The 20,338-nt window shown below is 65.3% G+C and carries 17 protein-coding genes and 4 tRNA genes; 13 read left to right on the forward strand and 8 right to left on the reverse strand.

The annotated features are described in order from the left end of the window. Positions 1–120: 120 nt before the first annotated feature. The 3 genes from OR37_RS00540 to OR37_RS00550 form a co-directional block, all read right to left on the reverse strand. Positions 121–2,304, reverse strand: coding sequence for a TonB-dependent receptor (locus OR37_RS00540; protein WP_004615148.1), 2,184 nt, complete (start codon positions 2,302–2,304; stop codon positions 121–123). A gap of 296 nt (positions 2,305–2,600) precedes the next feature. Further along, complete coding sequence (glnA, locus tag OR37_RS00545; RefSeq protein WP_004615149.1) at positions 2,601–4,010, reverse strand: type I glutamate--ammonia ligase; 1,410 nt, start codon at positions 4,008–4,010, stop codon at positions 2,601–2,603. 44 nt (positions 4,011–4,054) lie between these two features. Beyond that, a complete protein-coding gene (locus OR37_RS00550) occupies positions 4,055–4,393 on the reverse strand; it encodes a P-II family nitrogen regulator (RefSeq protein ID WP_004615150.1) in 339 nt (112 codons plus the stop codon). Positions 4,394–4,806: 413 nt separating this feature from the next. On the opposite strand from OR37_RS00550, the gene OR37_RS00555 reads away from it, so the two are divergent. From OR37_RS00555 to OR37_RS00565, 3 genes are all read left to right on the forward strand, one after another. Continuing rightward, positions 4,807–5,376 (forward strand): histidine phosphatase family protein, encoded by a 570-nt coding sequence (locus OR37_RS00555; protein WP_004615151.1) that lies wholly within the window; start codon positions 4,807–4,809, stop codon positions 5,374–5,376. A gap of 10 nt (positions 5,377–5,386) precedes the next feature. Next, on the forward strand, positions 5,387–6,838 hold the full coding sequence (locus OR37_RS00560) for a bifunctional ADP-dependent NAD(P)H-hydrate dehydratase/NAD(P)H-hydrate epimerase (protein WP_004615152.1): 1,452 nt from the start codon (positions 5,387–5,389) through the stop codon (positions 6,836–6,838). Positions 6,839–6,914: 76 nt separating this feature from the next. Continuing rightward, positions 6,915–7,361: a hypothetical protein gene (locus tag OR37_RS00565; RefSeq protein ID WP_004615153.1), complete on the forward strand. Its 447-nt coding sequence runs from the start codon at positions 6,915–6,917 to the stop codon at positions 7,359–7,361. Between the two features lie 36 nt (positions 7,362–7,397). Here OR37_RS00565 and OR37_RS00570 read toward each other — a convergent pair. Continuing rightward, positions 7,398–7,480 (reverse strand) — tRNA-Leu (locus OR37_RS00570). A 257-nt stretch (positions 7,481–7,737) separates the two neighbouring features. On the opposite strand from OR37_RS00570, the gene tig reads away from it, so the two are divergent. Further along, the gene (gene tig / locus OR37_RS00575; RefSeq protein WP_268743936.1) at positions 7,738–9,096 is read left to right on the forward strand and encodes a trigger factor; all 1,359 of its coding nucleotides are present in this window, start codon (positions 7,738–7,740) and stop codon (positions 9,094–9,096) included. A gap of 169 nt (positions 9,097–9,265) precedes the next feature. Continuing rightward, on the forward strand, positions 9,266–9,907 hold the full coding sequence (locus tag OR37_RS00580) for an ATP-dependent Clp protease proteolytic subunit (protein WP_165570559.1): 642 nt from the start codon (positions 9,266–9,268) through the stop codon (positions 9,905–9,907). Between the two features lie 85 nt (positions 9,908–9,992). Here OR37_RS00580 and OR37_RS00585 read toward each other — a convergent pair whose 3' ends face one another. After that, positions 9,993–10,667 carry an HAD-IB family hydrolase gene (locus OR37_RS00585; RefSeq protein ID WP_004615156.1) on the reverse strand — a complete coding sequence of 225 codons (675 nt, stop codon included), beginning with the start codon at positions 10,665–10,667 and terminating at the stop codon, positions 9,993–9,995. A 336-nt stretch (positions 10,668–11,003) separates the two neighbouring features. Between OR37_RS00585 and clpX the strand changes: the two genes are divergently transcribed. From clpX to OR37_RS00610, 5 genes are all read left to right on the forward strand, one after another. Further along, complete coding sequence (clpX, locus tag OR37_RS00590; protein WP_004615159.1) at positions 11,004–12,266, forward strand: ATP-dependent Clp protease ATP-binding subunit ClpX; 1,263 nt, start codon at positions 11,004–11,006, stop codon at positions 12,264–12,266. 399 nt (positions 12,267–12,665) lie between these two features. Next, entirely contained in the window at positions 12,666–15,065 is a 2,400-nt protein-coding gene (lon, locus tag OR37_RS00595) for an endopeptidase La (RefSeq protein WP_004615160.1), read from the forward strand. 145 nt (positions 15,066–15,210) lie between these two features. Further along, positions 15,211–15,489, forward strand: coding sequence for an HU family DNA-binding protein (locus OR37_RS00600; RefSeq protein WP_004615161.1), 279 nt, complete (start codon positions 15,211–15,213; stop codon positions 15,487–15,489). A gap of 164 nt (positions 15,490–15,653) precedes the next feature. Next, positions 15,654–15,728: transfer RNA gene (locus tag OR37_RS00605), tRNA-Val, on the forward strand. Between the two features lie 174 nt (positions 15,729–15,902). Next, complete coding sequence (locus OR37_RS00610) at positions 15,903–17,114, forward strand: glycosyltransferase (RefSeq protein ID WP_004615162.1); 1,212 nt, start codon at positions 15,903–15,905, stop codon at positions 17,112–17,114. On the opposite strand, the gene OR37_RS00615 is transcribed toward OR37_RS00610, so the two are convergent. The 3 genes from OR37_RS00615 to OR37_RS00625 form a co-directional block, all read right to left on the reverse strand. Then, positions 17,111–18,106 (reverse strand): LLM class flavin-dependent oxidoreductase, encoded by a 996-nt coding sequence (locus OR37_RS00615; RefSeq protein WP_004615163.1) that lies wholly within the window; start codon positions 18,104–18,106, stop codon positions 17,111–17,113. The two genes, OR37_RS00610 and OR37_RS00615, sit on opposite strands and share 4 nt — an antisense overlap. 83 nt (positions 18,107–18,189) lie before the next feature. Then, a tRNA-Asp gene (locus tag OR37_RS00620) sits at positions 18,190–18,266 on the reverse strand. A 68-nt stretch (positions 18,267–18,334) separates the two neighbouring features. Next, positions 18,335–18,411: transfer RNA gene (locus tag OR37_RS00625), tRNA-Asp, on the reverse strand. Between the two features lie 312 nt (positions 18,412–18,723). Here OR37_RS00625 and OR37_RS00630 point away from each other — a divergent pair. Genes OR37_RS00630 through OR37_RS00640 form a run of 3 tightly spaced genes read left to right on the forward strand, consistent with a single transcriptional unit; the run spans position 18,724 to position 20,323 of the window. After that, positions 18,724–19,101: an NADH-quinone oxidoreductase subunit A gene (locus tag OR37_RS00630; protein WP_004615164.1), complete on the forward strand. Its 378-nt coding sequence runs from the start codon at positions 18,724–18,726 to the stop codon at positions 19,099–19,101. Beyond that, positions 19,071–19,685 (forward strand): NuoB/complex I 20 kDa subunit family protein, encoded by a 615-nt coding sequence (locus OR37_RS00635; protein WP_081612839.1) that lies wholly within the window; start codon positions 19,071–19,073, stop codon positions 19,683–19,685. The genes OR37_RS00630 and OR37_RS00635 overlap by 31 nt, the downstream gene beginning before the upstream one ends. Further along, positions 19,682–20,323: an NADH-quinone oxidoreductase subunit C gene (locus tag OR37_RS00640; protein ID WP_004615166.1), complete on the forward strand. Its 642-nt coding sequence runs from the start codon at positions 19,682–19,684 to the stop codon at positions 20,321–20,323. The genes OR37_RS00635 and OR37_RS00640 overlap by 4 nt, the downstream gene beginning before the upstream one ends. Positions 20,324–20,338 lie beyond the last annotated feature (15 nt).

A 20,338-nucleotide genomic window follows, 5' to 3' on the forward strand; every position in this document is an offset into this window, starting at 1 on the left:
CCCCGCTATCAAGAGTATCGACGCGCATCTTGGAGTGGATCTCAAGGCGGCTCGATACGGGCGCAGAAAAGGCCGCGGATTGCTCCGCGGCCTTTCCGAGTTCCAAGATCGAATTCGATCTTAGAAGTGCGTGTCGACCGAAACGCCGATCACGCGCGGATCGTTGACGAAGCCCGTCAGGTTGTCGAAGTCGATCGCGCCGCGCAGGTTGTGCTCGTTGGTGATGTTGCGGGCGAAAGCCGCCACTTCCCAGCCAGCGGCCTTGTTGGCGTAGCCCAGCTTCAGGCCGCCCTCGAAATCGCCCTTGCTGTAGAACTCCTTGGATTCGTAGAGGAAGAAGTTCGTGAAGCCCTGGACCTTCCAGTCCGTGTAGGCGAACAGCTCGCCGCTCGCGATGGGGTAAGCATAGCGGGCGGTGAAGTCGAAGATGTACTTCGGCGCGTTCGGGAACGGGTTGCCGTTCACGAGGGCTTGGCCGGCCGCGTTCAGCGGATTGGTGATCGTGCAGGCCGCGCAGACGGCGACGGCCAGCGTGTTGTCCTTGATCTTGGTGTGGTTGTAGCTGTAGCCGGCGGTCAGGACGAGGTTCGGGGTGACCACGAACTCGCCGTCCAGTTCCAGGCCGTAGGCCTCGCCCTTCTTGGCGTTGATCAGGCGGTTGGAGTTGCTGCCGCCGCCGACCGCGCTGAATTGCGGATCGGTGATCGTGTAGGTGAACACCGCGCCGTTCAGACGCACGCGACGGTCCAGCAGTTCGCTCTTCAGGCCCGCCTCATACGACATGATCGTTTCGGACTTGGCGGCCGAGGCCGGCGAGAAGAAGGCGATGTCGCGGCCCTGGATCGACGGACCGCGGAAGCCCGAGGCCACCTTGGCGTAGGCGCTGACGTCGTCGGTCAGCTTGTAGAAGGCGCTCAGGTCCCAGGTGACCTTCGAGTCCGACACCGAGACCGGCGCGGCCATGTTGGGGCCGTAGAGGACCTTCAGGTCCTTGTCGTCCTTGGTGTAGCGCAGGCCGCCCGTGACGGTCAGCTGATCGGTGAACTTGTACGAGGCCTGGCCGAAAGCCGCCCAGGACTTGTTCTTCTGTTGCAGCACCGTGGCCGGAGCGAAGAACGGGTCGGTGCGGATGGCGTACTTGGTGTCGAAGTAGAAGCCGCCCACTTGCCAGGTCAGCGGACCGGGGGTGTTGCTGGCCAGGCGCAGTTCCTGGGTCCACTGGTAGAGGTTCTTCAGGCCGTCCTGGGATTCCGACTGGAACGGGATGAAGCCCGGGCCCTTGGGGTTGCCGCCGTCGATGTCGCCGCGGCTGAAGCCGTGGGTGTTCTCATAGGCGGTGATCGAGGTCAGCTTGGTCGGCCCGAAGTCGTACTGGACGTTGGCCGAGCCGCCGAAGCCCTTGTACTTCTGCGGGTTGTTGCCGCCGGCGTCATAATAGACGGTGTCGGTGACATAGTTGCTGTTGAGCTTGTTCGAGCCCTTGGTCAGGATGTTGGCGCGGAACACGGCGGCGGTGCCGTCGAGGTCGCGGCCGTGGATGTTGAACAGGGCCGACAGCTTTTCGGTCGGCGTGAACAGCACCTGCAGGCGAGCGGCGCGCTCGTCATAGCCGCCCAGCTGGTCGTCCTTCTTTGTGAAGCCGTTGTTGATCCAGTTGTCGCGGTGCTGGAACAGGAACGAGGCGCGGGCCGCCACCTTGCCCTCGACCAGGGCGCCGCCGACGCCGCCGTCGAAGTTGAAGGTGTTATAGGTGCCGTAAGAGGCGCTGGCGCGGCCAGTCATTTCCTCGGTCGGCTTGATCGTGTCGAACTTGACGATGCCGGCGGTGGTGTTGCGGCCGAACAGGGTGCCTTGCGGGCCCCGCAGAACTTCGACGTGGTCGAGGTCGTAGATCGGCGAGCTTTTCAGGACGACGTTCTCGAGAACCACTTCGTCCTGGATGATCGACACCGGCTGAGAGGCGGCCAGGTCGAAGTCGGCGTTGCCGAGGCCGCGGATGTAGAAGCGCGGAGCGACGCGGCCGTTCGAGGACTCGGCGTAGAGGCCGGGGGTCTTGGCCGACAGGGCCAGGATGTCCTCACCCGCGGCGAAGATCGATTGCAGGCGCTCGCCGCTGATGGCCGCGACCGAGACCGGCACGTCCTGCAGGTTTTCGCTGCGCTTCTGGGCGGTGATGATCACTTCGCCGACTTTCGTCGCGTCCTGCGCGAAGGCGGCGGGGGCGACGGCCAGGGCCGAGGCGAGGGCGGCGAGGCCGCAGGAGACGGTCAGGGCGCGACGCAGGGTGCGATGGGCATGGGGCATGGAGACATCCTGTGATGATGCGCGCCGCGTTCGCCGACTCTGAACCGGGGCGTTAACGGCGCGTCTGTTGCGTTGCGATAAGCGAAACCGTGGCTCGGGGGATATCTCTCGGGGCGTGATTTCGTCTGTTTTGGGCCGATTGCGTCGGTTCTGTTGCGAAGTTGCGACAATTTTATTCAGCGCTGCCCAGTAAGTAATAAATTGTTCCACTTCGGGCGCGGCTTCCTGATCGAGGCGCGATAAAAAAGGGCCGGAGATCGCTCTCCGGCCCTTCGCGGTGTCTATCGCTTAGGCGATTAGCACTTGTAGTACATATCGAATTCGACGGGGTGCGGGTGCAGTTGCAGGCGCATCACCTCTTCCATCTTCAGCTCGATATAGCTGTCGATGAAGTCGTCATCCATGACGCCGCCGGCCTTCAGGAAGGCGCGGTCCTTGTCCAGGCTTTCCAGGGCCTCGCGCAGCGAGCCGCAGACTTCCGGGATCTTCTTCTGCTCGCGGGGCGGCAGGTCGTACAGGTTCTTGTCGGCGGCCGGACCCGGATCGATCTTGTTGATGATGCCGTCCAGGCCGGCCATCAGCAGGGCGACGAAGGTCAGGTACGGGTTGCCCATCGGGTCAGGGAAGCGAGCTTCGATGCGCTTGGCCTTCGGCGAGTCGACGTGCGGGATGCGGATCGAGGCCGAGCGGTTGCGCGAGCTGTAGGCCAGCTTCACCGGGGCTTCGTAGCCGGGGACCAGGCGCTTGTACGAGTTTGTCGTCGAGTTCGAGAACGCGTTGATCGCCTTGGCGTGCTTGATGATGCCGCCGATGTACCACAGGCATTCTTGCGACAGGCCGGCGTACTTGTCGCCGGCGAACAGCGGCTTGCCGTCCTGCCAGATCGACTGGTGCACGTGCATGCCCGAACCGTTGTCGGCGAACATCGGCTTCGCCATGAAGGTGGCCGTCTTGCCGTAAGCGGCGGCGACGTTGTGGATGACGTACTTATAGAGCTGCATCCGGTCGGCCATGGTCACCATGGTGTCGAACTTCAGGCCGAGCTCGTGTTGGGCCGGGGCCACCTCGTGGTGGTGCTTTTCCGGCTTCATGCCGAGCTCGCCCATGACGGCCAGCATTTCGCCGCGCAGGTCCTGGCAGCTGTCGACCGGGTTCACCGGGAAGTAGCCGCCCTTCGGGCCCGGGCGGTGACCCATGTTGCCCTCGGCGTATTCCTTGGCCGAATTGATCGGCAGCTCGGTCGAGTCATACGAGTAGCCGGTGTTGTTCGGCGAAACCGACCAGCGCACGTCGTCGAAGATGAAGAACTCGGCTTCCGGACCAAAGTAAACGGTGTCGCCCACGCCGGCCGACTTCAGATAGCTGAGCGCGGACTTGGCGATCGAGCGCGGGTCGCGGTTGTACGGGGTGCCCGTGTCGGGGTTCACGACGTCGCAGAACAGGGCCAGCGTGGTCTGCTGGTAGAACGGGTCGATGATCGCGCTCGACAGGTCGGGACGCAGCTTCATGTCCGACTCGTTGATGGCCTTCCAGCCGGCGATCGACGAACCGTCGAACATCGTGCCGTCGTTCAGGAAGTCGTCGTCGACCAGATCGATGTCGAACGTGACGTGCTGCATCTTGCCGCGAATGTCGGTGAAGCGGACGTCGACGTACTTGACGTCCTTTTCCTTGATCAGGTGCAGGATGTCCTTGGCGGTGGTCATTACGTATCCCCTTCTAGAGCTCTCTTAAGCGTTGACGATCCGGCCTAGACGGCGGCCGGGCCGTTTTCTCCGGTTCGGATGCGGATAACGTCCGCGATGTCCGAGACGAAAATCTTGCCATCACCGATGCGGCCCGTTCGGGCGGCGCGGGTGATCGCGTCCAGCGCGGCGTCCAGCTGGCTGTCCTCGATGACCACCTCGACCTTGATCTTGGGGAGGAAGTCGACGACGTACTCGGCGCCGCGATACAGCTCGGTGTGACCCTTCTGGCGGCCGTAGCCCTTGGCTTCCAGAACGGTCATCCCCTGGACGCCCATGTCCTGCAGAGCCTCTTTCACCTCATCCAGCTTGAACGGCTTGATGATGGCTTCGATCTTCTTCATCGGTTCCACTTTCGGGCCCGTCGGCGGTTGGCCGCCTTCACTGTAGGCGCACCGATCATGTCGCCTGTTCCGCCGCAAGCGAGCGTCGGCCACTATTACGACGAGAGAATGCACTTCCGACCGCGCGATCGAAATTTAGGCGCCTGGCGCCTCTCGATCGGGCATGTGCTCGTTCGCCGTCAAATGCGCTTGCCGCGTTCCGTTTCGAGCCTACGATCCCGGGAAACGATCGTTTGAATGGGGCTGGAAGTGCGGGGCGGAGCGTCGATTTTATTTGCGGTTGGTCAATTTCCGGATTGGGGACGCGGCCATAATGCCTCGATGTCGCCAGGATTGCTGAAAGTTGTGGCGGCTGTCGCTTGGCTCAACCCTTCGGCGCCGCGCCGCCGCTTTCTGGTTCGGGATTGATCGCCATGAGCTTCGTTCACGTGATCCGGCACGGCAAGCCGGCGGCCGCCTGGGGCGAAAGCGATGCGGATCCCGGGCTCGACCAGATCGGCCATGCTCAAGCGCGGGCCGTGGCCGAGGCCATCTTGGCCTTGCCGCTCGCGCGGCGTCCGGCCCGCGTGGTGTCTTCGCCGCTGCGTCGTTGTCAGGAAACCGCCGCGCCGCTCGCCTTGGCGCTTGGCGTGCCGGTCGAGGTCGACCCCCGTGTCGGCGAGATTCCGACCCCGGCCGCCCTGTCGCCGGCCGAGCGTCCCGCGTGGCTGCGCGAGGCGTTCGCGGGGCGCTGGGACCAGATCAGGGGCGACCTCGACTATGTGGCCTGGACCGAGGGCGTCGCCTCGGCCTTGCGTGAGCACGCCGGAGCCGCCGTGTTCAGCCACTTCGTCGCCCTGAACGCGGCGGTCGCGGTGGCGACCGGGACCGCGGACGTCATGGCCTTCCGGCCCGACCACGCCTCGCTCACGACCTTCGCGATCGAGCGCGAGCGCTTGATCCTGCTGGAGAAAGGGCGCGAAGCTCAGAGCCAGGTGCTCTGAAGGAGTCGTCGTGCCGCGAGAGATCCTCTCCGTCGCCGAAATGGCCGCCGCCGATCGCGCCGCGGTGGAGCGGGGCGCGCCCACGCCGGTGCTGATGGAGCGAGCCGGGGAGGCGGTGGCGCGGGCCGTGCGCGCGCGCTACGCCCATCGGCCGGTGGTGATCTGGTGCGGACCTGGCGACAATGGCGGGGACGGCTATGTCGCCGCCCGGCACCTGCGTCGGCGGGGCTGGCAGGTGGCGGTGGAGGCTGCCTATCCGCCCGCCACCGACGCCGCCCGCTGGGCCGCTTCCCGCTGGAAGGGCGAGGTGCGACCTCTGTCCGACGCGCCGTCGCCAGGGACACTTTATATAGACGCGCTGTTTGGCGCCGGCCTGTCGCGGCCGCTGGAAGGCGAGATCGCCAAGCTGGCGCGGTTCTGTCAGTCCCAGCCGCTCGCCATCGTGGCGGTCGACACGCCCTCGGGAATACAGGGCGACACCGGTCGGCCGTTGGGAGACGTCGCGTTCCGCGCCGATCTGACCGTGACCTTCCATCGTCGCAAGCGGGCGCATGTGCTGGCCCAGGGCCGCGAGGCTTGCGGCGAGATCGTCGTGGCCGACATTGGTCTCTGGCCCGCCGAGCATCCGGATCTGTTCGAGAACGACCCCAGTCTATGGGCCCAGCGCTTTCCGTGGCCGGCGATGGATGCGCACAAACACACGCGGGGCCGGCTGAAGGTCGTCAGCGGCGAGGCCTGGAGCACCGGCGCGGCGCGGCTGGCGGCGCGGGGCGGATTGCGGATAGGGGCGGGGGCCGTGACGGTCTTGTCGCCGCCCAACGCCTTGGCCGTTAACGCGGCCCATCTGGAAGCGGTGATGCTGTCGCCATTCGAGACGGACGCCGACCTGGCCGCCGCCGCCGAGCGGGCCGACGCCGTCGTGATCGGACCCGCGGCCGGGGTAGGGGAGGCGACCGCTCGCAATCTGCAGGCCCTGGCGCGCACCGGCGCGGCCCTGGTGGTGGACGCAGACGCCCTGACCAGTTTCCGCCAAGATCCCGAAGCCCTGTTCGCCTGCCTCGACCGCGACGACGTTCTGACCCCGCATCCGGGCGAGTTCGAGCGGATCTTTCCGGGCCTGCTGGACCAGTCGCCCGAACGCATCGCCGCCGCGCGCCAAGCCGCCGGCCGCGCCGGAGCCGTCGTGCTGCTAAAGGGACCGGACACTGTGGTCGCCGCGCCGGACGGACGCGCGGCCGTGTCGCTGAATGGGGCGCCCTGGCTGGCCACCGCCGGTTCGGGCGATGTGCTGGCCGGTTTCATCGGCGGCCTGATCGCTCAGGGCATGGAAAGCTTCGAGGCGGCCTGCGCCGGCGCCTGGATCCATGCCGAATGCGGCGCCCGTCATGGTCCCGGCCTGATCGCAGAGGATCTGCCAGGCTTGGCGCCCGCCGTTCTGGCCGAGCTTTTCGCGTGTCGTTGAAGCGCCGCGTGGATGTCTCGCTTCGGCCGTGTTCGCCCCGCAAGGGTCCGCTGATTGGTCCGCCCGGAGGTAGGCGATGATGGTGACGGAAGGACTACTGCTGGCGCTGCTGGTCAGCTGCCTGGCGGTCCTGATTCACTATGAGGCCCTGCGGGGCATCTCGGTCGCGGTGGTCGATCGCCCCAACGCCTCGCGGCTGACGGTGCTGGCTGTGATCTTCGGCGTGCTGGCGGCGCACGCCGTGGAGGCTGGGCTGTTCGGGGTCGGCTTCTGGCTGGGCGCTGACGTTCTGAAGTTCGGACGGTTCGTCGGCCGGGCTCCGCGCGACGCCTTCCAATACTACTCCTTCGCGCTGGAGACCTATACGACGCAAAGCGTCGGCGACCTCTATCCGATCGGCGGCCTGCGACTGCTGGCCAGCGTCGAGCCGCTGGTGGGCCTGATCCTGATCGGCTGGTCGACGTCGCTGACCTTCATGGTCATGGCCCGCGACTGGCGCATGAAGCTGTCGGTCGGCGAGTGAGCGCCGCCGATTCCGGATTCGGCAGGGATTGAAAGATGGTGCGGCTAGAGGGACTCGAACCCCCACGGTCTCCCGGCGGTACCTAAAACCGCTGCGTCTACCAATTCCGCCATAACCGCGCGGAAGTCGATCTAGCGCGGAGGAAGAGGATTATCCATGGAAATTTGAACCTCTGCTGGCTCATCCGTGTCCTGACTCGTTTGGGACACGCCGGGCGGGCGCGAGTTTTATCGCCGCCGCTCTTGGATGCTCGCGCACGTCGTGACATAAGGGCGCTCTTTCGCCGCCCCGGTCCTCGCGGGCGGCGTCGATCTTTTGGACCCCAAGGGCGGTGCTCGGGCGCGCGGCGACCCGGACCCGAGAAATAAGAATGTCGATGCAGATCGTTGAAAAGTCGGGCGAAGGCCTCAGCCGCGTTTTTGGCGTCACGGTGCCCGCGAGTGAACTGGCCACGCGTCTTGATGCGCGGATCGCCGAAGTCGCGCCGCAGATGAACGTCAAGGGCTTCCGTCCCGGCAAGGTGCCGACGGCCCACGTCCGCCGTCTGTACGGCAAGGCCCTGATGGGCGAAGTCGTCGAGCAGGCGCTGAACGAGACCACCCAGAAGGTCCTCGAGGACAACAAGCTGCGTCCGGCGGGCCAGCCCGAGCTGAACCCGTCGTCGGACATGGACAAGGTCATCGCCGGCGGCGAGGACCTGGCGTTCGAGCTGGCCGTCGAGGTCATGCCGGAATTCGAACCGATCGACCCCGCGTCGATCGAACTGGTCAAGCCGGTCTACAAGGTCGGCGACGACGAAGTGCAAGAAGCTCTGGACGAACTGGCCAAGCAGGCTCGCACCTACGAGCCGCGCACGGGCAAGAGCCTGAAGGCCAAGGACGGCGACCAACTGCTGATCGATTTCGTCGGTACGATCGACGGTGTTGAGTTCGCCGGCGGCAAGGCCGAGGGCGCTGAACTGGTGCTGGGCTCGGGTCAGTTCATCCCGGGCTTCGAGGACCAACTGGTCGGCGCGAAGCCGGGCGACGACGTCGTCGTGAAGGTGAAGTTCCCGGAGAACTATCAAGCCGCCGAACTGGCCGGCAAGGACGCCGAGTTCGCCACCAAGGTCCACGAAGTCCGCGCGCCGGTCGACGGCAAGGCCGACGACGAACTGGCCAAGCGCCTGGGTCTGTCGGACCTGGCCGCCCTGACCGACCTGCTGCGCTCGAACCTGTCGGGCCGCTATGAGAACAGCTCGCGCTTCAAGCTGAAGCGCGCCCTGCTGGACGTCCTGGACAGCAAGCACGACTTCCCGCTGCCGCCGCGCATGGTCGAGGCCGAGTTCGCCGGCATCTGGCAACAGGTCGAGTCCGACAAGGCGCGTGGCGGTCTGCCGCCGGAAGACGCCGAGAAGTCGGAAGACCAACTGAAGGCCGAGTATCGCAAGATCGCCGAGCGCCGCGTGCGCCTGGGTCTGGTTCTCGCCGAGATCGGCCGCAAGAACGACGTCGTCGTCACCGACCAGGAACTGACCGACGCGATCATGCGCGAAGCTCGCCAATACGGCGCCCAGGCTCAGCAAGTCTTCGACATGTACCGCCAGCGCGCCGACCTGCAGGCGGCGCTCCGCGCCCCGATCTATGAAGACAAGGTCGTCGACCTGATCTTCGGCAAGGCCAAGATCGAGGACAAGGAGGTCTCCAAGGACGAACTCCTGGAAGAAGACGACCTGCCGGAAGGCTACGGCGGCTAAGGCCAGCCGAGACGGACGGAAACGAGGCGCGGTTCGCGAGAACCGCGCCTTTTTCGTGCGCGCGCAAACCGGGCGGCTCCTTGCAACCTGTTAAGGGCCACGCGATATGCGTGGGCGACGGCGGCGCGCGGGCTGATTCGTTTTCGCGTGGCCAAGACACACAAAAAGGGTGATGCCCATCATGTACGATCCGGTTACGACGGCGATGAACCTGGTTCCCGTGGTCATCGAACAGACCAGCCGCGGCGAGCGCTCGTTTGATATCTTCTCGCGCCTGCTGAAGGAGCGGATCATCTTCGTAACGGGCCCCGTCGAAGACACCATGGCCAGCATTATTTGCGCCCAGCTTCTCTTCCTGGAGTCGGAGAACCCCAAGAAGGAGATCGCCATGTACATCAACTCGCCGGGTGGCGTGGTGACGTCGGGCCTCGCGATCTACGACACCATGCAATATATCAAGAGCCCGGTCTCGACCGTGTGCATGGGCATGGCCGCCTCGATGGGCAGCCTGTTGCTCGCCGCCGGCGCCGCTGGCCAGCGTATCTCGTTGCCGAACGCCCGCATCATGGTGCACCAGCCGTCGGGCGGCTTCCGCGGCCAAGCCTCGGACATCGAACGCCACGCCGAGGACATCATCAAGACCAAGCGTCGCCTGAACGAAATCTACGTGAAGCACTGCGGCCGCACCTATGAAGAGGTCGAACGCACGCTGGACCGCGACCACTTCATGAGCGCCGACGAAGCCAAGGCCTGGGGCCTGGTCGACCACGTCTATGACACCCGCGAAGCCGCCGAGGCTGGCGCCGAGTAGGGCTTTAAGCCGTCGCTAAACAAGAACGCCGCCAGTCTTTCGATCGGCGGCGTTTTTCTTGCCTGAAGGCCCGCGACAAATCCGCTCAGGTGGCGGGTCTTCCTCGGAAGACGCGGAAGCCCTTCTCGTCGGCGATCGCCAGCATTTCGGTATCGCCCGAGGTGTCGCCATAGGCGGCCGTCAGATGGACATCGGGGCCGAAGATCTCGCGCAGGCGCGTCACCTTCTCCTTGGCGCGACAATTGTTCCCGTCGAGACCGCCCAGCACGCGGCCGTCCTCGGAGCACATCAGGCGGGTGCCAATCAGCAGGTCGGCGCCGAGGCCCCGCGCGAACGGCGCGACGGTCATTTCGGGCGAAGCGGTCACGATCACGAGCTTGGCCCCCTTGGCGCGCCAGGACCGCCAGACAGCGACCGCGTCGGGGCGAAGCAGGGATTGGGCGTGGGCTTGCGCGAAGGCGCGGGCGTCGTTTTCGATCTCCGAGACCGTCGCGCCCTTCAGGAACTCGCGCACCGCGGCGGCCTTGAGTTTCGCGCGATTGCGATCGAACAGGTAGGCGATCAGCGAGGGCGCGAGGCGAACAATTCCGCGCGCCCAGCGACGCGGCCCGGCGCGCCACTTCAAGAAAGCGTTGAAGCTGTCCTTGACGGTCAGGGTGCCGTCGAAGTCGAAGGCCACCAGCGCCGGCTCGTCATCCATGTCGCCGGTCATCGGACGCGAGGCGCTGAGCCCCTTGGCCATCCACGAACGCTTAGCCATCGACCTTCCATGCGGGCGCTTCACGCGCTCCGTTCCACACGATTCCCCAATTGCTAATACGGCCTCGCGGGGGTGGCCGTAAGAGCCAAGACGCACGACGCTTGCGCCGGCGCGCCAATCGCCCAATTTAGATGACGAGGTCATGACACGATCCGGCGTGTTCGAGCGTTTGAGGCGGGAAAGGCGCCGGCAAGGCTTGTGAACCGAGCCCGGATCGGGGATTGTCAAGGATTAGACAACTCCCGGCGTATATTCTGCTTGCTTCGGTGGCGGCGTATGCGCTCGGAGGGGCGTCGCGGCGTTAAGCCGTAAGTCGCCATAGTGTGAGAAGCGATCATGACGAAAGCCGCGAGCGGCGACACCAAGAGCACTCTGTATTGTTCTTTCTGTGGAAAGAGCCAGCACGAGGTGCGCAAGCTCATCGCCGGGCCGACGGTGTTCATTTGTGATGAATGCGTCGAACTGTGCATGGATATCATCCGCGAAGAGCACAAGATCGCCTTCGTAAAGTCCAAGGACGGCGTGCCGACGCCGCGCGAGATCTGCGAGGTCCTGGACGACTACGTGATCGGGCAAGGCCACGCGAAGAAGGTTCTCGCGGTGGCGGTCCACAATCACTACAAGCGCCTCAACCACGCGTCGAAGAACAACGACGTCGAACTGGCCAAGTCGAACATCCTGCTGGTCGGTCCGACCGGTACGGGTAAGACGCTTCTGGCCCAGACCCTGGCTCGAATCATCGACGTCCCGTTCACGATGGCCGACGCCACGACGCTGACCGAGGCCGGTTACGTCGGCGAGGACGTCGAGAACATCGTGCTGAAGCTGCTGCAAGCCGCCGACTACAATGTCGAACGCGCCCAGCGCGGCATCGTCTATATCGACGAAATCGACAAGATCAGCCGCAAGTCCGACAACCCGTCGATCACCCGCGACGTGTCGGGCGAAGGCGTGCAGCAAGCCCTGCTGAAGATCATGGAAGGCACCGTCGCCTCCGTGCCGCCGCAAGGCGGGCGCAAGCATCCGCAGCAGGAATTCCTGCAGGTCGACACGACGAACATCCTGTTCATCTGCGGCGGCGCCTTCGCCGGGCTCGAGAAGATCATCTCGGCGCGCGGCGCGGCCAAGTCGATCGGCTTCGGCGCCAAGGTCACCGATCCGGAAGAGCGCCGCACGGGCGAGATCCTGCGGAACGTCGAGCCCGACGACCTGCAGCGCTTCGGCCTGATCCCGGAATTCATCGGCCGTCTGCCGGTGGTCGCGACCCTGGAGGACCTCGACGAGGCCGCCCTGGTCAAGATCCTGACCGAGCCGAAGAACGCCTTCGTCAAGCAGTACCAGCGCCTGTTCGAGATGGAGAACATCGGGCTGACCTTCACCGACGACGCCCTGCATCAGGTCGCCAAGAAGGCCATCGCCCGCAAGACCGGCGCGCGCGGCCTTCGTTCGATCATGGAAGGCATCCTGCTGGAGACCATGTTCGAGCTGCCCAACTACGAGGGTGTCGAGGAAGTGGTGGTCAATGCCGAGGTCGTCGAAGGCCGGGCCCAGCCGCTGCTGATCTATGCCGAGAAGAAGGGTGGGGCGGCTTCGGCCTAACGACCGGTCTCGTCTGAAGCGTTCAGGGCGCGTCCTCGTTTCGGGGACGCGCCTTTTTCGTGCGGGGCGGGGCCTGGCCGAGAAGTTTCACGGCGGGTGCGCTCTGGGCGCCACGCGGAGCTTTGGCGAGGCAAATCCCTCAATGGGCGGACTTTTGGAGAAACTTCCCGTCGAAGAGCGGGAAGGGGGCAACAGTCCGCTAGCTTTGCCGCTCCCGCGCGACTTGTCGCCGCTGATGGGCGAGCCCGCTTGAACCCTGTTGTAAAACGTCCACATAAATAACGACATTCCGCCCAGTCCCGGGCGGACGGGCCGTTCGACTCAGGCGCATCGTCTGGTGTTACGGCGGCCCGCATGGCCAGGCGCCTCTTTTGGGCCTAGGCCGGGAGTATTGAGAACATGTCCGAACTTCGTACCCTTCCCGTCCTGCCGCTGCGGGACATCGTTGTTTTCCCCCACATGGTGGTGCCGCTTTTCGTGGGCCGCGATAAGTCCGTGCGCGCGCTCGAAGAGGTGATGCGCGGAGACAAGCAGATCCTGCTGGTGACGCAAAAGAACTCGGCCGACGATGATCCGGCGCCGGGCGACATCTTCGACGTCGGCGTCCTGGCCACCGTCCTGCAACTGCTGAAGCTCCCTGACGGCACCGTGAAGGTGCTGGTCGAGGGCAAGGGCCGCGCCGCGGTCGTCAAGTTCACGGATCAGGAGTCCTTCTACGAGGCCCAGATCGGCGAGGTCAGCGAGGACGAGGGCGCGGGCCCCGAGGCCGAGGCCTTGTCGCGCGCCGTCGTCGAGCAATTCGAGAACTACGTCAAACTGAACAAGAAGGTGCCGCCGGAGGCCCTGGCCTCGATCCCGCAGATCGCCGAGCCGGGCAAGCTGGCCGACAGCATCGCCGCGCACCTCTCGGTCAAGATCGGCGACAAGCAGCACCTGCTGGAAATCTTCGACGTCGTGAAGCGCCTCGAGAAGGTTTTCGCCCTCATGGAAGGCGAGATCTCGGTGCTGCAGGTCGAGAAGAAGATCCGCTCGCGCGTCAAGCGCCAGATGGAGAAGACCCAGCGCGAGTACTATCTGAACGAACAGATGAAGGCGATCCAGCGCGAGTTGGGTGACCCCGACGACTCGCGCGACGAGCTGATCGACCTCGAAAAGCGCATCAAGAAGACCAAGCTTTCCAAGGAAGCCCGCGCCAAGGCCGAGGGCGAACTGAAGAAGCTGCGCAACATGAGCCCGATGTCGGCCGAGAGCACCGTGGTCCGGAACTATCTGGACTGGCTGCTGTCGATCCCGTGGGGCAAGGCCAAGACCAAGAAGATCGACCTTGTCGAGAGCGAAGGCATCCTCGACGCCGACCACTATGGCCTGGAGAAGGTCAAGGAGCGGATCCTCGAGTACTTGGCCGTTCAGGCGCGCACCAATTCGCTGAAGGGGCCGATCCTGTGCCTGGTCGGCCCTCCCGGCGTCGGCAAGACCTCGCTGGGCAAGTCGATCGCCAAGGCGACCGGCCGCGAGTTCGTGCGCATGAGCCTCGGCGGCGTGCGCGACGAGGCCGAGATCCGCGGTCACCGCCGCACCTATATCGGCTCGATGCCCGGCAAGGTCATCCAGTCGATGAAGAAGGCCAAGACCACCAACGCCTTCGTGCTGCTGGACGAGATCGACAAGATGGGCAGCGACTATCGCGGCGATCCGGCCTCGGCTCTTTTGGAGGTGCTGGACCCGGCCCAGAACTCTACCTTCGGCGACCACTATCTGGAGGTCGACTACGACCTGTCGCAGGTGATGTTCGTCACGACGGCCAACAGCCTGAACATGCCCCAGCCGCTGCTGGACCGCATGGAGATCATTCGCATCCCCGGCTACACCGAGGATGAGAAGCTGGAGATCGCCAAGCGCCACATCCTGCCCAAGCTGGCCAAGGATCATGGGCTGAAGCCGGCCGAGTTCATCGTCCCGGACAAGGCGATCCGCGACCTGATCCGCTACTACACCCGGGAAGCCGGCGTGCGGTCGCTGGAGCGGGAACTGGGCGCCCTGGCGCGCAAGACGGTTCGGGATCTGGCCCGTGAAAAGGTCGCCTCGATCACGATCGACGACGAGCGCTTGGCCAAGTACGCGGGCGTCAAGAAGTACCGCTACGGCGAGACCGACGAGGTCGATCAGGTCGGCATCGTCACCGGTCTGGCCTGGACGGAGTTCGGCGGCGATATCCTGACCATCGAAGCCGTGAAGATGCCGGGCAAGGGTCGGATGCAGATCACCGGCAACCTCAAGGACGTGATGAAGGAGTCGATCGCCGCGGCCAACAGCTATGTCCGCTCGCGGGCCCTGCAGTTCGGGATCAAGCCGCCGGTGTTCGAGAAGACCGACGTCCACATCCACGTGCCCGACGGCGCCACGCCGAAGGACGGTCCGTCCGCCGGCGCGGCCATGGGCCTGGCTATCGTCTCGGTGCTGACGGGCGTTCCGATCCGCAAGGACATCGCGATGACCGGCGAGATCACGCTGCGCGGCCGGGTCACCGCGATCGGCGGTCTGAAGGAAAAGCTGCTCGCGGCCCTGCGCTCGGGCGTGAAGACGGTCCTGATCCCGCAGGAGAACGAAAAGGACCTGGTCGACGTGCCCGCCAGCGTCAAGGACGGCCTGGAGATCATCCCGGTCTCGACCATGGACGAGGTGCTCAAGCACGGGCTCACGGGTCCGCTGACGCCCGTCGAGTGGAGCGAAGCCGACGAGCCGATCGCCGCCGGTCAGAAGAAGGACGACGGCGACAGCGACGCCGTGCTGACCCACTAAAAGCAACTTATCGTTGATAACTTAAGCGGCGCGGGGGATTCCCGCGCCGCTGTCGTTTGACGGGGCGTTTTCGCCCGCCATAATCCTGGCTCTGGACGAAGCGCCGTAAGGGAAAACGCGTCGCCGCCCAGGCTGGGAGAAAAACATGACCACAAAAGCCGAGCTCGTCACGGCCATCGCCGAGAAGGCGGGCATCAACAAGAACCAGGCCAAGGACGCTCTGGAAGCCTTCATCGACGCCGTCACCGACTCCCTCAAGTCGGGCAAGGATGTTCGCCTGGTCGGCTTCGGCGCCTTCAAGGCCGTGACCCGGGCCGCCGGCACCGCGCGCAATCCCCGCACCGGCGAAACCGTCAATCGTCCCGCGTCGAAGACGGCGCGCTTCCAGGTGGGCGAGGGGCTGAAGGCCTCGCTGAACGACTGACCTCTTTCTTCCGCGTAGGGAGAGGCGGGGCGCCCGGCCGGGCCGCTCCGCTTTTTCGTTTTCCCGTTTCGCGGATGGGCCTCCGCGGCGATATCCCTTCCGATTTTCGGCCCGATAACCGTTTCACACCTATCGGAAAATACTCTAGAAGCGCCGACGCGAAGGGGCAGTTAGCTCAGCGGTAGAGCGTCTCGTTTACACCGAGAGGGTCGGGGGTTCGATCCCCTCACTGCCCACCACTCTTCACGGCCGCGTTGCCAGATGGCGAGCCTTGCAAGCCGCGAAAGCGCGCCTTGCGAGCCGGCGAGACTGGGCGCGGAAATCGTCGGAAGCGGCCAGGAACCGTGGTTGTCGCAAAAGCTTTATCGTTCGGAGGCCGTATTGGGGGGCTTCGGTAACGATGAGGAATCGGCGTGACGGACACGATATCGGACCGGCCGCTCGGCCCGCGCGTTCTCCCCATCTCCGACTATCCGCCGACTGAAGGCCCGGTCCGTCTCGTCGACACCACGATGCTCTACGCCCCGCGCAGCGGCGGGGTCCGACGCTATCTGTCCTCCAAGCGCGCGTGGCTCGCCGCCAACCGTCCCGATGTTCGCCACACGCTGGTCGTCCCCGGCGCGCGCGATTCCCATGACGGGCAAGGCAGGGTCTCGATCTACGCCGCGCCCCTGCCGTTCGGCGCCGGATATCGTTGGCCCGTGGTCAAGCAGGCCTGGATGGAGCGCCTGATCCGCCAGCGGCCCGACATTATCGAGGCTGGCGATCCCTATACTCCGGGCCTGGCGGCGCTGCGCGCCGGCGACGCTCTAGGCGTTCCGGTGGTGGGCTTTTGCCACACCGATCTGGGGGCGCTGGCCGCTCTGCATATCGGCGAATGGGTTGAAAAGCCGGTGCAGAAGCGTTGGGCCGCCATCTACCGTCAGTTCGATCGCGCCGTCGCGCCCAGTTGGTTCATCGCTGGCCGCCTGGTCGAGGCTGGCGTGCACGACGCCATCGGCCTGCCGCTGGGCGTCGACACCGAGATCTTCCATCCGGCCCGCGTGGACCGTGCGCGGCTACGCCGCCGCCTGGGCGTGGCGCCGGACGAGCGCCTGCTGGTGTTCGCGGGCCGCCCGGCGCGGGAAAAGCGGCTGGAGGTGCTGGTCGGCGCGGTCGAGCGCCTGGGCGCGCCCTATAAGCTTCTGCTCGTCGGCGCGGGCGGCGGAGCGCCGGTGAGCGATCGGGCGATCTGCATGGACTATGTCCGTGATCCGGCCGAATTGGCGGGGATTCTGGCCAGCTGCGACGCCTTCGTGCACGCCAACGACAACGAGCCTTTCGGGCTGATCGTACTGGAGGCCATGGCTTGCGGCCTGCCCGTGGTGGGCGTCGCCGCCGGCGGCGTGGCCGAATCGGTCGACGACCAGGTCGGCCAACTGGCGACACGATCGGAGCCCGCGCCGTTCGCCGAAGCTATCGAGGCCCTGTTCGCCCGCGATCTGGCCGCCGTCCGCGCGGCCGCTCGTCGCCGCGCCGTCGAGCGGCACGGCTGGGACGCGGTCTTTCGCCAGCTCTGCGGCATCTATGGCGAGTTGACGGGGCGGCGTAGCTTTGGGTCTGGCGCCCAGGTTCGCGATCATTAAGCCCTGAGGCTGGCCAGGATCTCGTAGCTGTGCTTCCGGGCGTCGTGGTCGTGGATTTGCGAGGCCGCCATCAGCTCGTCCGCGCCCGTCAGTTCCAGCACCCGCTCGATCTTGCGGCGCACCGTCTCGGGAGAGCCGATCGCCGAATACTGGAAGGTGTGGTCCAGCCCCGCCAACTCCGCGGGAGAAGCGTGCTCGCGGATATCGTCGACAGGCGGCGGCAGAAGGCCGGGGCGCCCCCGACGCAGGGCCAGGAACTGCTGCTGAGTCGAGGTCGCCAGACGCGCGGCCTCCGCGTCGGTATCCGCCGCGCACACGCCGACGCAAACCATGACATGCGGCTTGTCCAGGGTCTCCGACGGCTTGAAATGCCGGCGATAGAGGAGGAGGGCGTCCAACAGCGAATCGGGCGCGAAGTGGGCGGCGAAGGCGTAGGGCAGGCCAAGGGCCGCCGCCAATTGCGCGCCCCAGGTCGAGGAGCCGAGCATCCAGATCGGCACATCCTGGCCTTCGCCTGGCACGGCGCGGACGCTCTGGTCCGGATTGGCCGGCTTGAACCAATGCTGCAGCTCGACGACGTCCTGGGCGAACGAATCAACGGCGCCGGCGTAGCGGCGCAACGCCCGCATCGTGGCCTGGTCCGTACCGGGCGCGCGGCCCAGACCCAGATCGATCCGGCCTGGATAGAGCGCGTTCAGGGTGCCGAACTGTTCGGCCACCATCAGCGGCGCGTGGTTGGGCAGCATGACGCCGCCGGAGCCGACTCGAATCGTTTTCGTACCGCCGGCCACGTGGCCAATGACCACGGCGGTCGCGGCGCTGGCGATGCCCGGCATATTGTGATGCTCGGCCAGCCAGTAACGATGAAAGCCCAAGGATTCGGCGTGTCGCGCGAGATCGAGACTATTGTGAAGCGCCTGGCCGACGGTCACGCCCTGCGGAACGGGCGCGAGGTCCAGGACGGAAAACGGCGGATACGCGGTGCTGCTCATGAAGGCTAGATGGCGCGCGGTCGCGGCAACTCAAGCCCGATGAGGTCGTCGTTTCCGATTTCGAAGGGGAAGCCACCGGACGGTGGCGCGAATGACGGGGCTCGAACCCGCGACCTCCGGCGTGACAGGCCGGCGCTCTAACCAACTGAGCTACATCCGCGTCGTGCGCTTGGAGCGCGACGGTCGTCCGTAGACCGAGGGGAGGGAAGCTGACCACTCTCGAGAGAGTGGCGCGAATGACGGGGCTCGAACCCGCGACCTCCGGCGTGACAGGCCGGCGCTCTAACCAACTGAGCTACATCCGCATAAGCCTTCGCCGAGGCGAAAGCGCGACCCGCCGATCGGCGAGGGGCGTCTGATATGTCGGGCGAAGACTCGTGTCAACGGCCATATCGTCGAAGCCGCGAAACGGAGCTGGGGACAAAGGGTTTCGCTCGCGATCGACGCGCGCGAGGCGAGGTGAAAGGTCCTTGTGGGCCAAGGCCGCGCCGGTTGCGCGCGACAGACCAGCGTTAGCTCAAGATTGTCTAGTTGCGATCGTTTCTCAATGTGTCTCGGGTGTTTGAAGCGCTGGCGACAGTGGGCTACAAACCGCTCGATTCAAGCCAAGGGCTGTCATGACCGCCTTCCTCCTCCAGTACCTGCCGATCGTGATCTTCCTCGGGATCGCGGCGGCTATCGGGATTGTCTTCCTTCTGGCCGCGGCCGTGCTCGCGCCGAAGGCGCCGGACCCGGAAAAGCTGTCCGCATACGAATGCGGCTTCAACGCCTTCGACGACGCGCGCATGAAGTTCGACGTCCGGTTCTATCTGGTGTCGATCCTGTTCATTATCTTCGACCTCGAAGTGGCGTTCCTGTTCCCCTGGGCGGTCACGCTGTTGAAGCTGCCGCATGACGTGGCCCAGTTCGCCTTCTGGTCGATGATGACGTTCCTCGGCGTCCTGACCGTCGGCTTTATCTACGAATGGAAGAAGGGCGCCCTCGAATGGGAGTGATCGTTCCCGCCAACGCGGCCCCAACGGGATCTGGCGTTCCGGCGCTGTCGGGCGGCCGTTCGACGGTCGAGGGCTATGACCCCAAGCTGCACGATCCGTTCTTTGACGGCGTCTCGCAGCAGCTGGCCGACAAGGGCTTCATCACCGCCGCCGCCGACGACCTGATCACCTGGGCTCGCACGGGCTCGCTGATGTGGATGACGTTTGGCCTGGCGTGCTGCGCCGTGGAGATGATGCAGGCTTCGATGCCGCGTTATGACCTGGAGCGCTACGGCTTCGCCCCGCGCGCCAGCCCGCGCCAGTCCGACGTGATGATCGTCGCCGGCACTCTGACCAACAAGATGGCTCCGGCCCTGCGCAAGGTCTACGACCAGATGCCGGAGCCCCGTTACGTCATCTCGATGGGCAGCTGCGCCAACGGCGGCGGCTACTACTATTACAGCTACAGCGTCGTGCGCGGCTGCGACCGCGTGGTTCCGGTGGACATCTATGTCCCGGGCTGCCCCCCCACGGCCGAGGCGCTGGTCTACGGCGTGCTGCAGCTACAGAAGAAGATCCGCCGCACGGGGACGATCGAGCGATGACCGACGTGGTTCCGACCGAAACGGCGATCTCGCCGCTGGAAGCGCTGGGCCAGACCATCGTCGCCAACAGCGCCGGCGCGATCACCGCTTATCATGTGGCGTTCGGCGAGCTGACGGTGCTGGGTCCGGCGAACCGCGTGGTCCAGGCGCTTGAATTCCTGCGCGACCACGCCGATTGCCGCTTCCACCAGTTGGTCGACCTGACCGGCGTGGACTATCCGCAGCGCGAGCGTCGTTTTGATGTGGTCTATCACCTGCTGTCGCTGGTGAAGAACCATCGCATCCGCCTGAAGGTGCAGACCGACGAGGATACGGCCGTTCCCACCGTGACGTCGGTCTTCCCGGTCGCCGACTGGTTCGAGCGCGAGGCATTCGACATGTTCGGCATCTTCTTCGAAGGCCATCCGGACCTGCGCCGGATCCTGACCGATTACGGCTTCCACGGCCATCCGCTTCGGAAAGACTTCCCGATGACGGGCTATGTGGAAGTGCGCTACGACGACGAGCTTAAGCGTGTCGTCTACGAACCCGTGAAGATCACGGAGTTCCGTGCGTTCGACTTCCTGTCTCCCTGGGAAGGCGCGAAGTACGCGCTTCCTGGCGACGAGAAAGCCGAGAAGCGAGCGGGAGACGCGTAGGGCCGGGGCCGGCGC

This window comes from Caulobacter vibrioides OR37, assembly GCF_000372645.1.
In the GTDB taxonomy this organism is placed as follows: Bacteria; Pseudomonadota; Alphaproteobacteria; order Caulobacterales; family Caulobacteraceae; genus Caulobacter; species Caulobacter vibrioides_E.

Bases quoted from the DNA above. Each gene is read 5' to 3' on its own strand.
- OR37_RS00540 (WP_004615148.1), bottom strand. From the start codon at position 2,304: ATGCCCCATGCCCATCGCACCCTGCGTCGCGCCCTGACCGTCTCCTGC.
- glnA (WP_004615149.1), bottom strand. From the start codon at position 4,010: ATGACCACCGCCAAGGACATCCTGCACCTGATCAAGGAAAAGGACGTC.
- OR37_RS00550 (WP_004615150.1), bottom strand. From the start codon at position 4,393: ATGAAGAAGATCGAAGCCATCATCAAGCCGTTCAAGCTGGATGAGGTG.
- OR37_RS00555 (WP_004615151.1), top strand. From the start codon at position 4,807: ATGAGCTTCGTTCACGTGATCCGGCACGGCAAGCCGGCGGCCGCCTGG.
- OR37_RS00565 (WP_004615153.1), top strand. From the start codon at position 6,915: ATGATGGTGACGGAAGGACTACTGCTGGCGCTGCTGGTCAGCTGCCTG.
- tig (WP_268743936.1), top strand. From the start codon at position 7,738: ATGCAGATCGTTGAAAAGTCGGGCGAAGGCCTCAGCCGCGTTTTTGGC.
- OR37_RS00585 (WP_004615156.1), bottom strand. From the start codon at position 10,667: ATGGCTAAGCGTTCGTGGATGGCCAAGGGGCTCAGCGCCTCGCGTCCG.
- clpX (WP_004615159.1), top strand. From the start codon at position 11,004: ATGACGAAAGCCGCGAGCGGCGACACCAAGAGCACTCTGTATTGTTCT.
- lon (WP_004615160.1), top strand. From the start codon at position 12,666: ATGTCCGAACTTCGTACCCTTCCCGTCCTGCCGCTGCGGGACATCGTT.
- OR37_RS00600 (WP_004615161.1), top strand. From the start codon at position 15,211: ATGACCACAAAAGCCGAGCTCGTCACGGCCATCGCCGAGAAGGCGGGC.
- OR37_RS00615 (WP_004615163.1), bottom strand. From the start codon at position 18,106: ATGAGCAGCACCGCGTATCCGCCGTTTTCCGTCCTGGACCTCGCGCCC.
- OR37_RS00630 (WP_004615164.1), top strand. From the start codon at position 18,724: ATGACCGCCTTCCTCCTCCAGTACCTGCCGATCGTGATCTTCCTCGGG.
- OR37_RS00635 (WP_081612839.1), top strand. From the start codon at position 19,071: ATGGAAGAAGGGCGCCCTCGAATGGGAGTGATCGTTCCCGCCAACGCG.
- OR37_RS00640 (WP_004615166.1), top strand. From the start codon at position 19,682: ATGACCGACGTGGTTCCGACCGAAACGGCGATCTCGCCGCTGGAAGCG.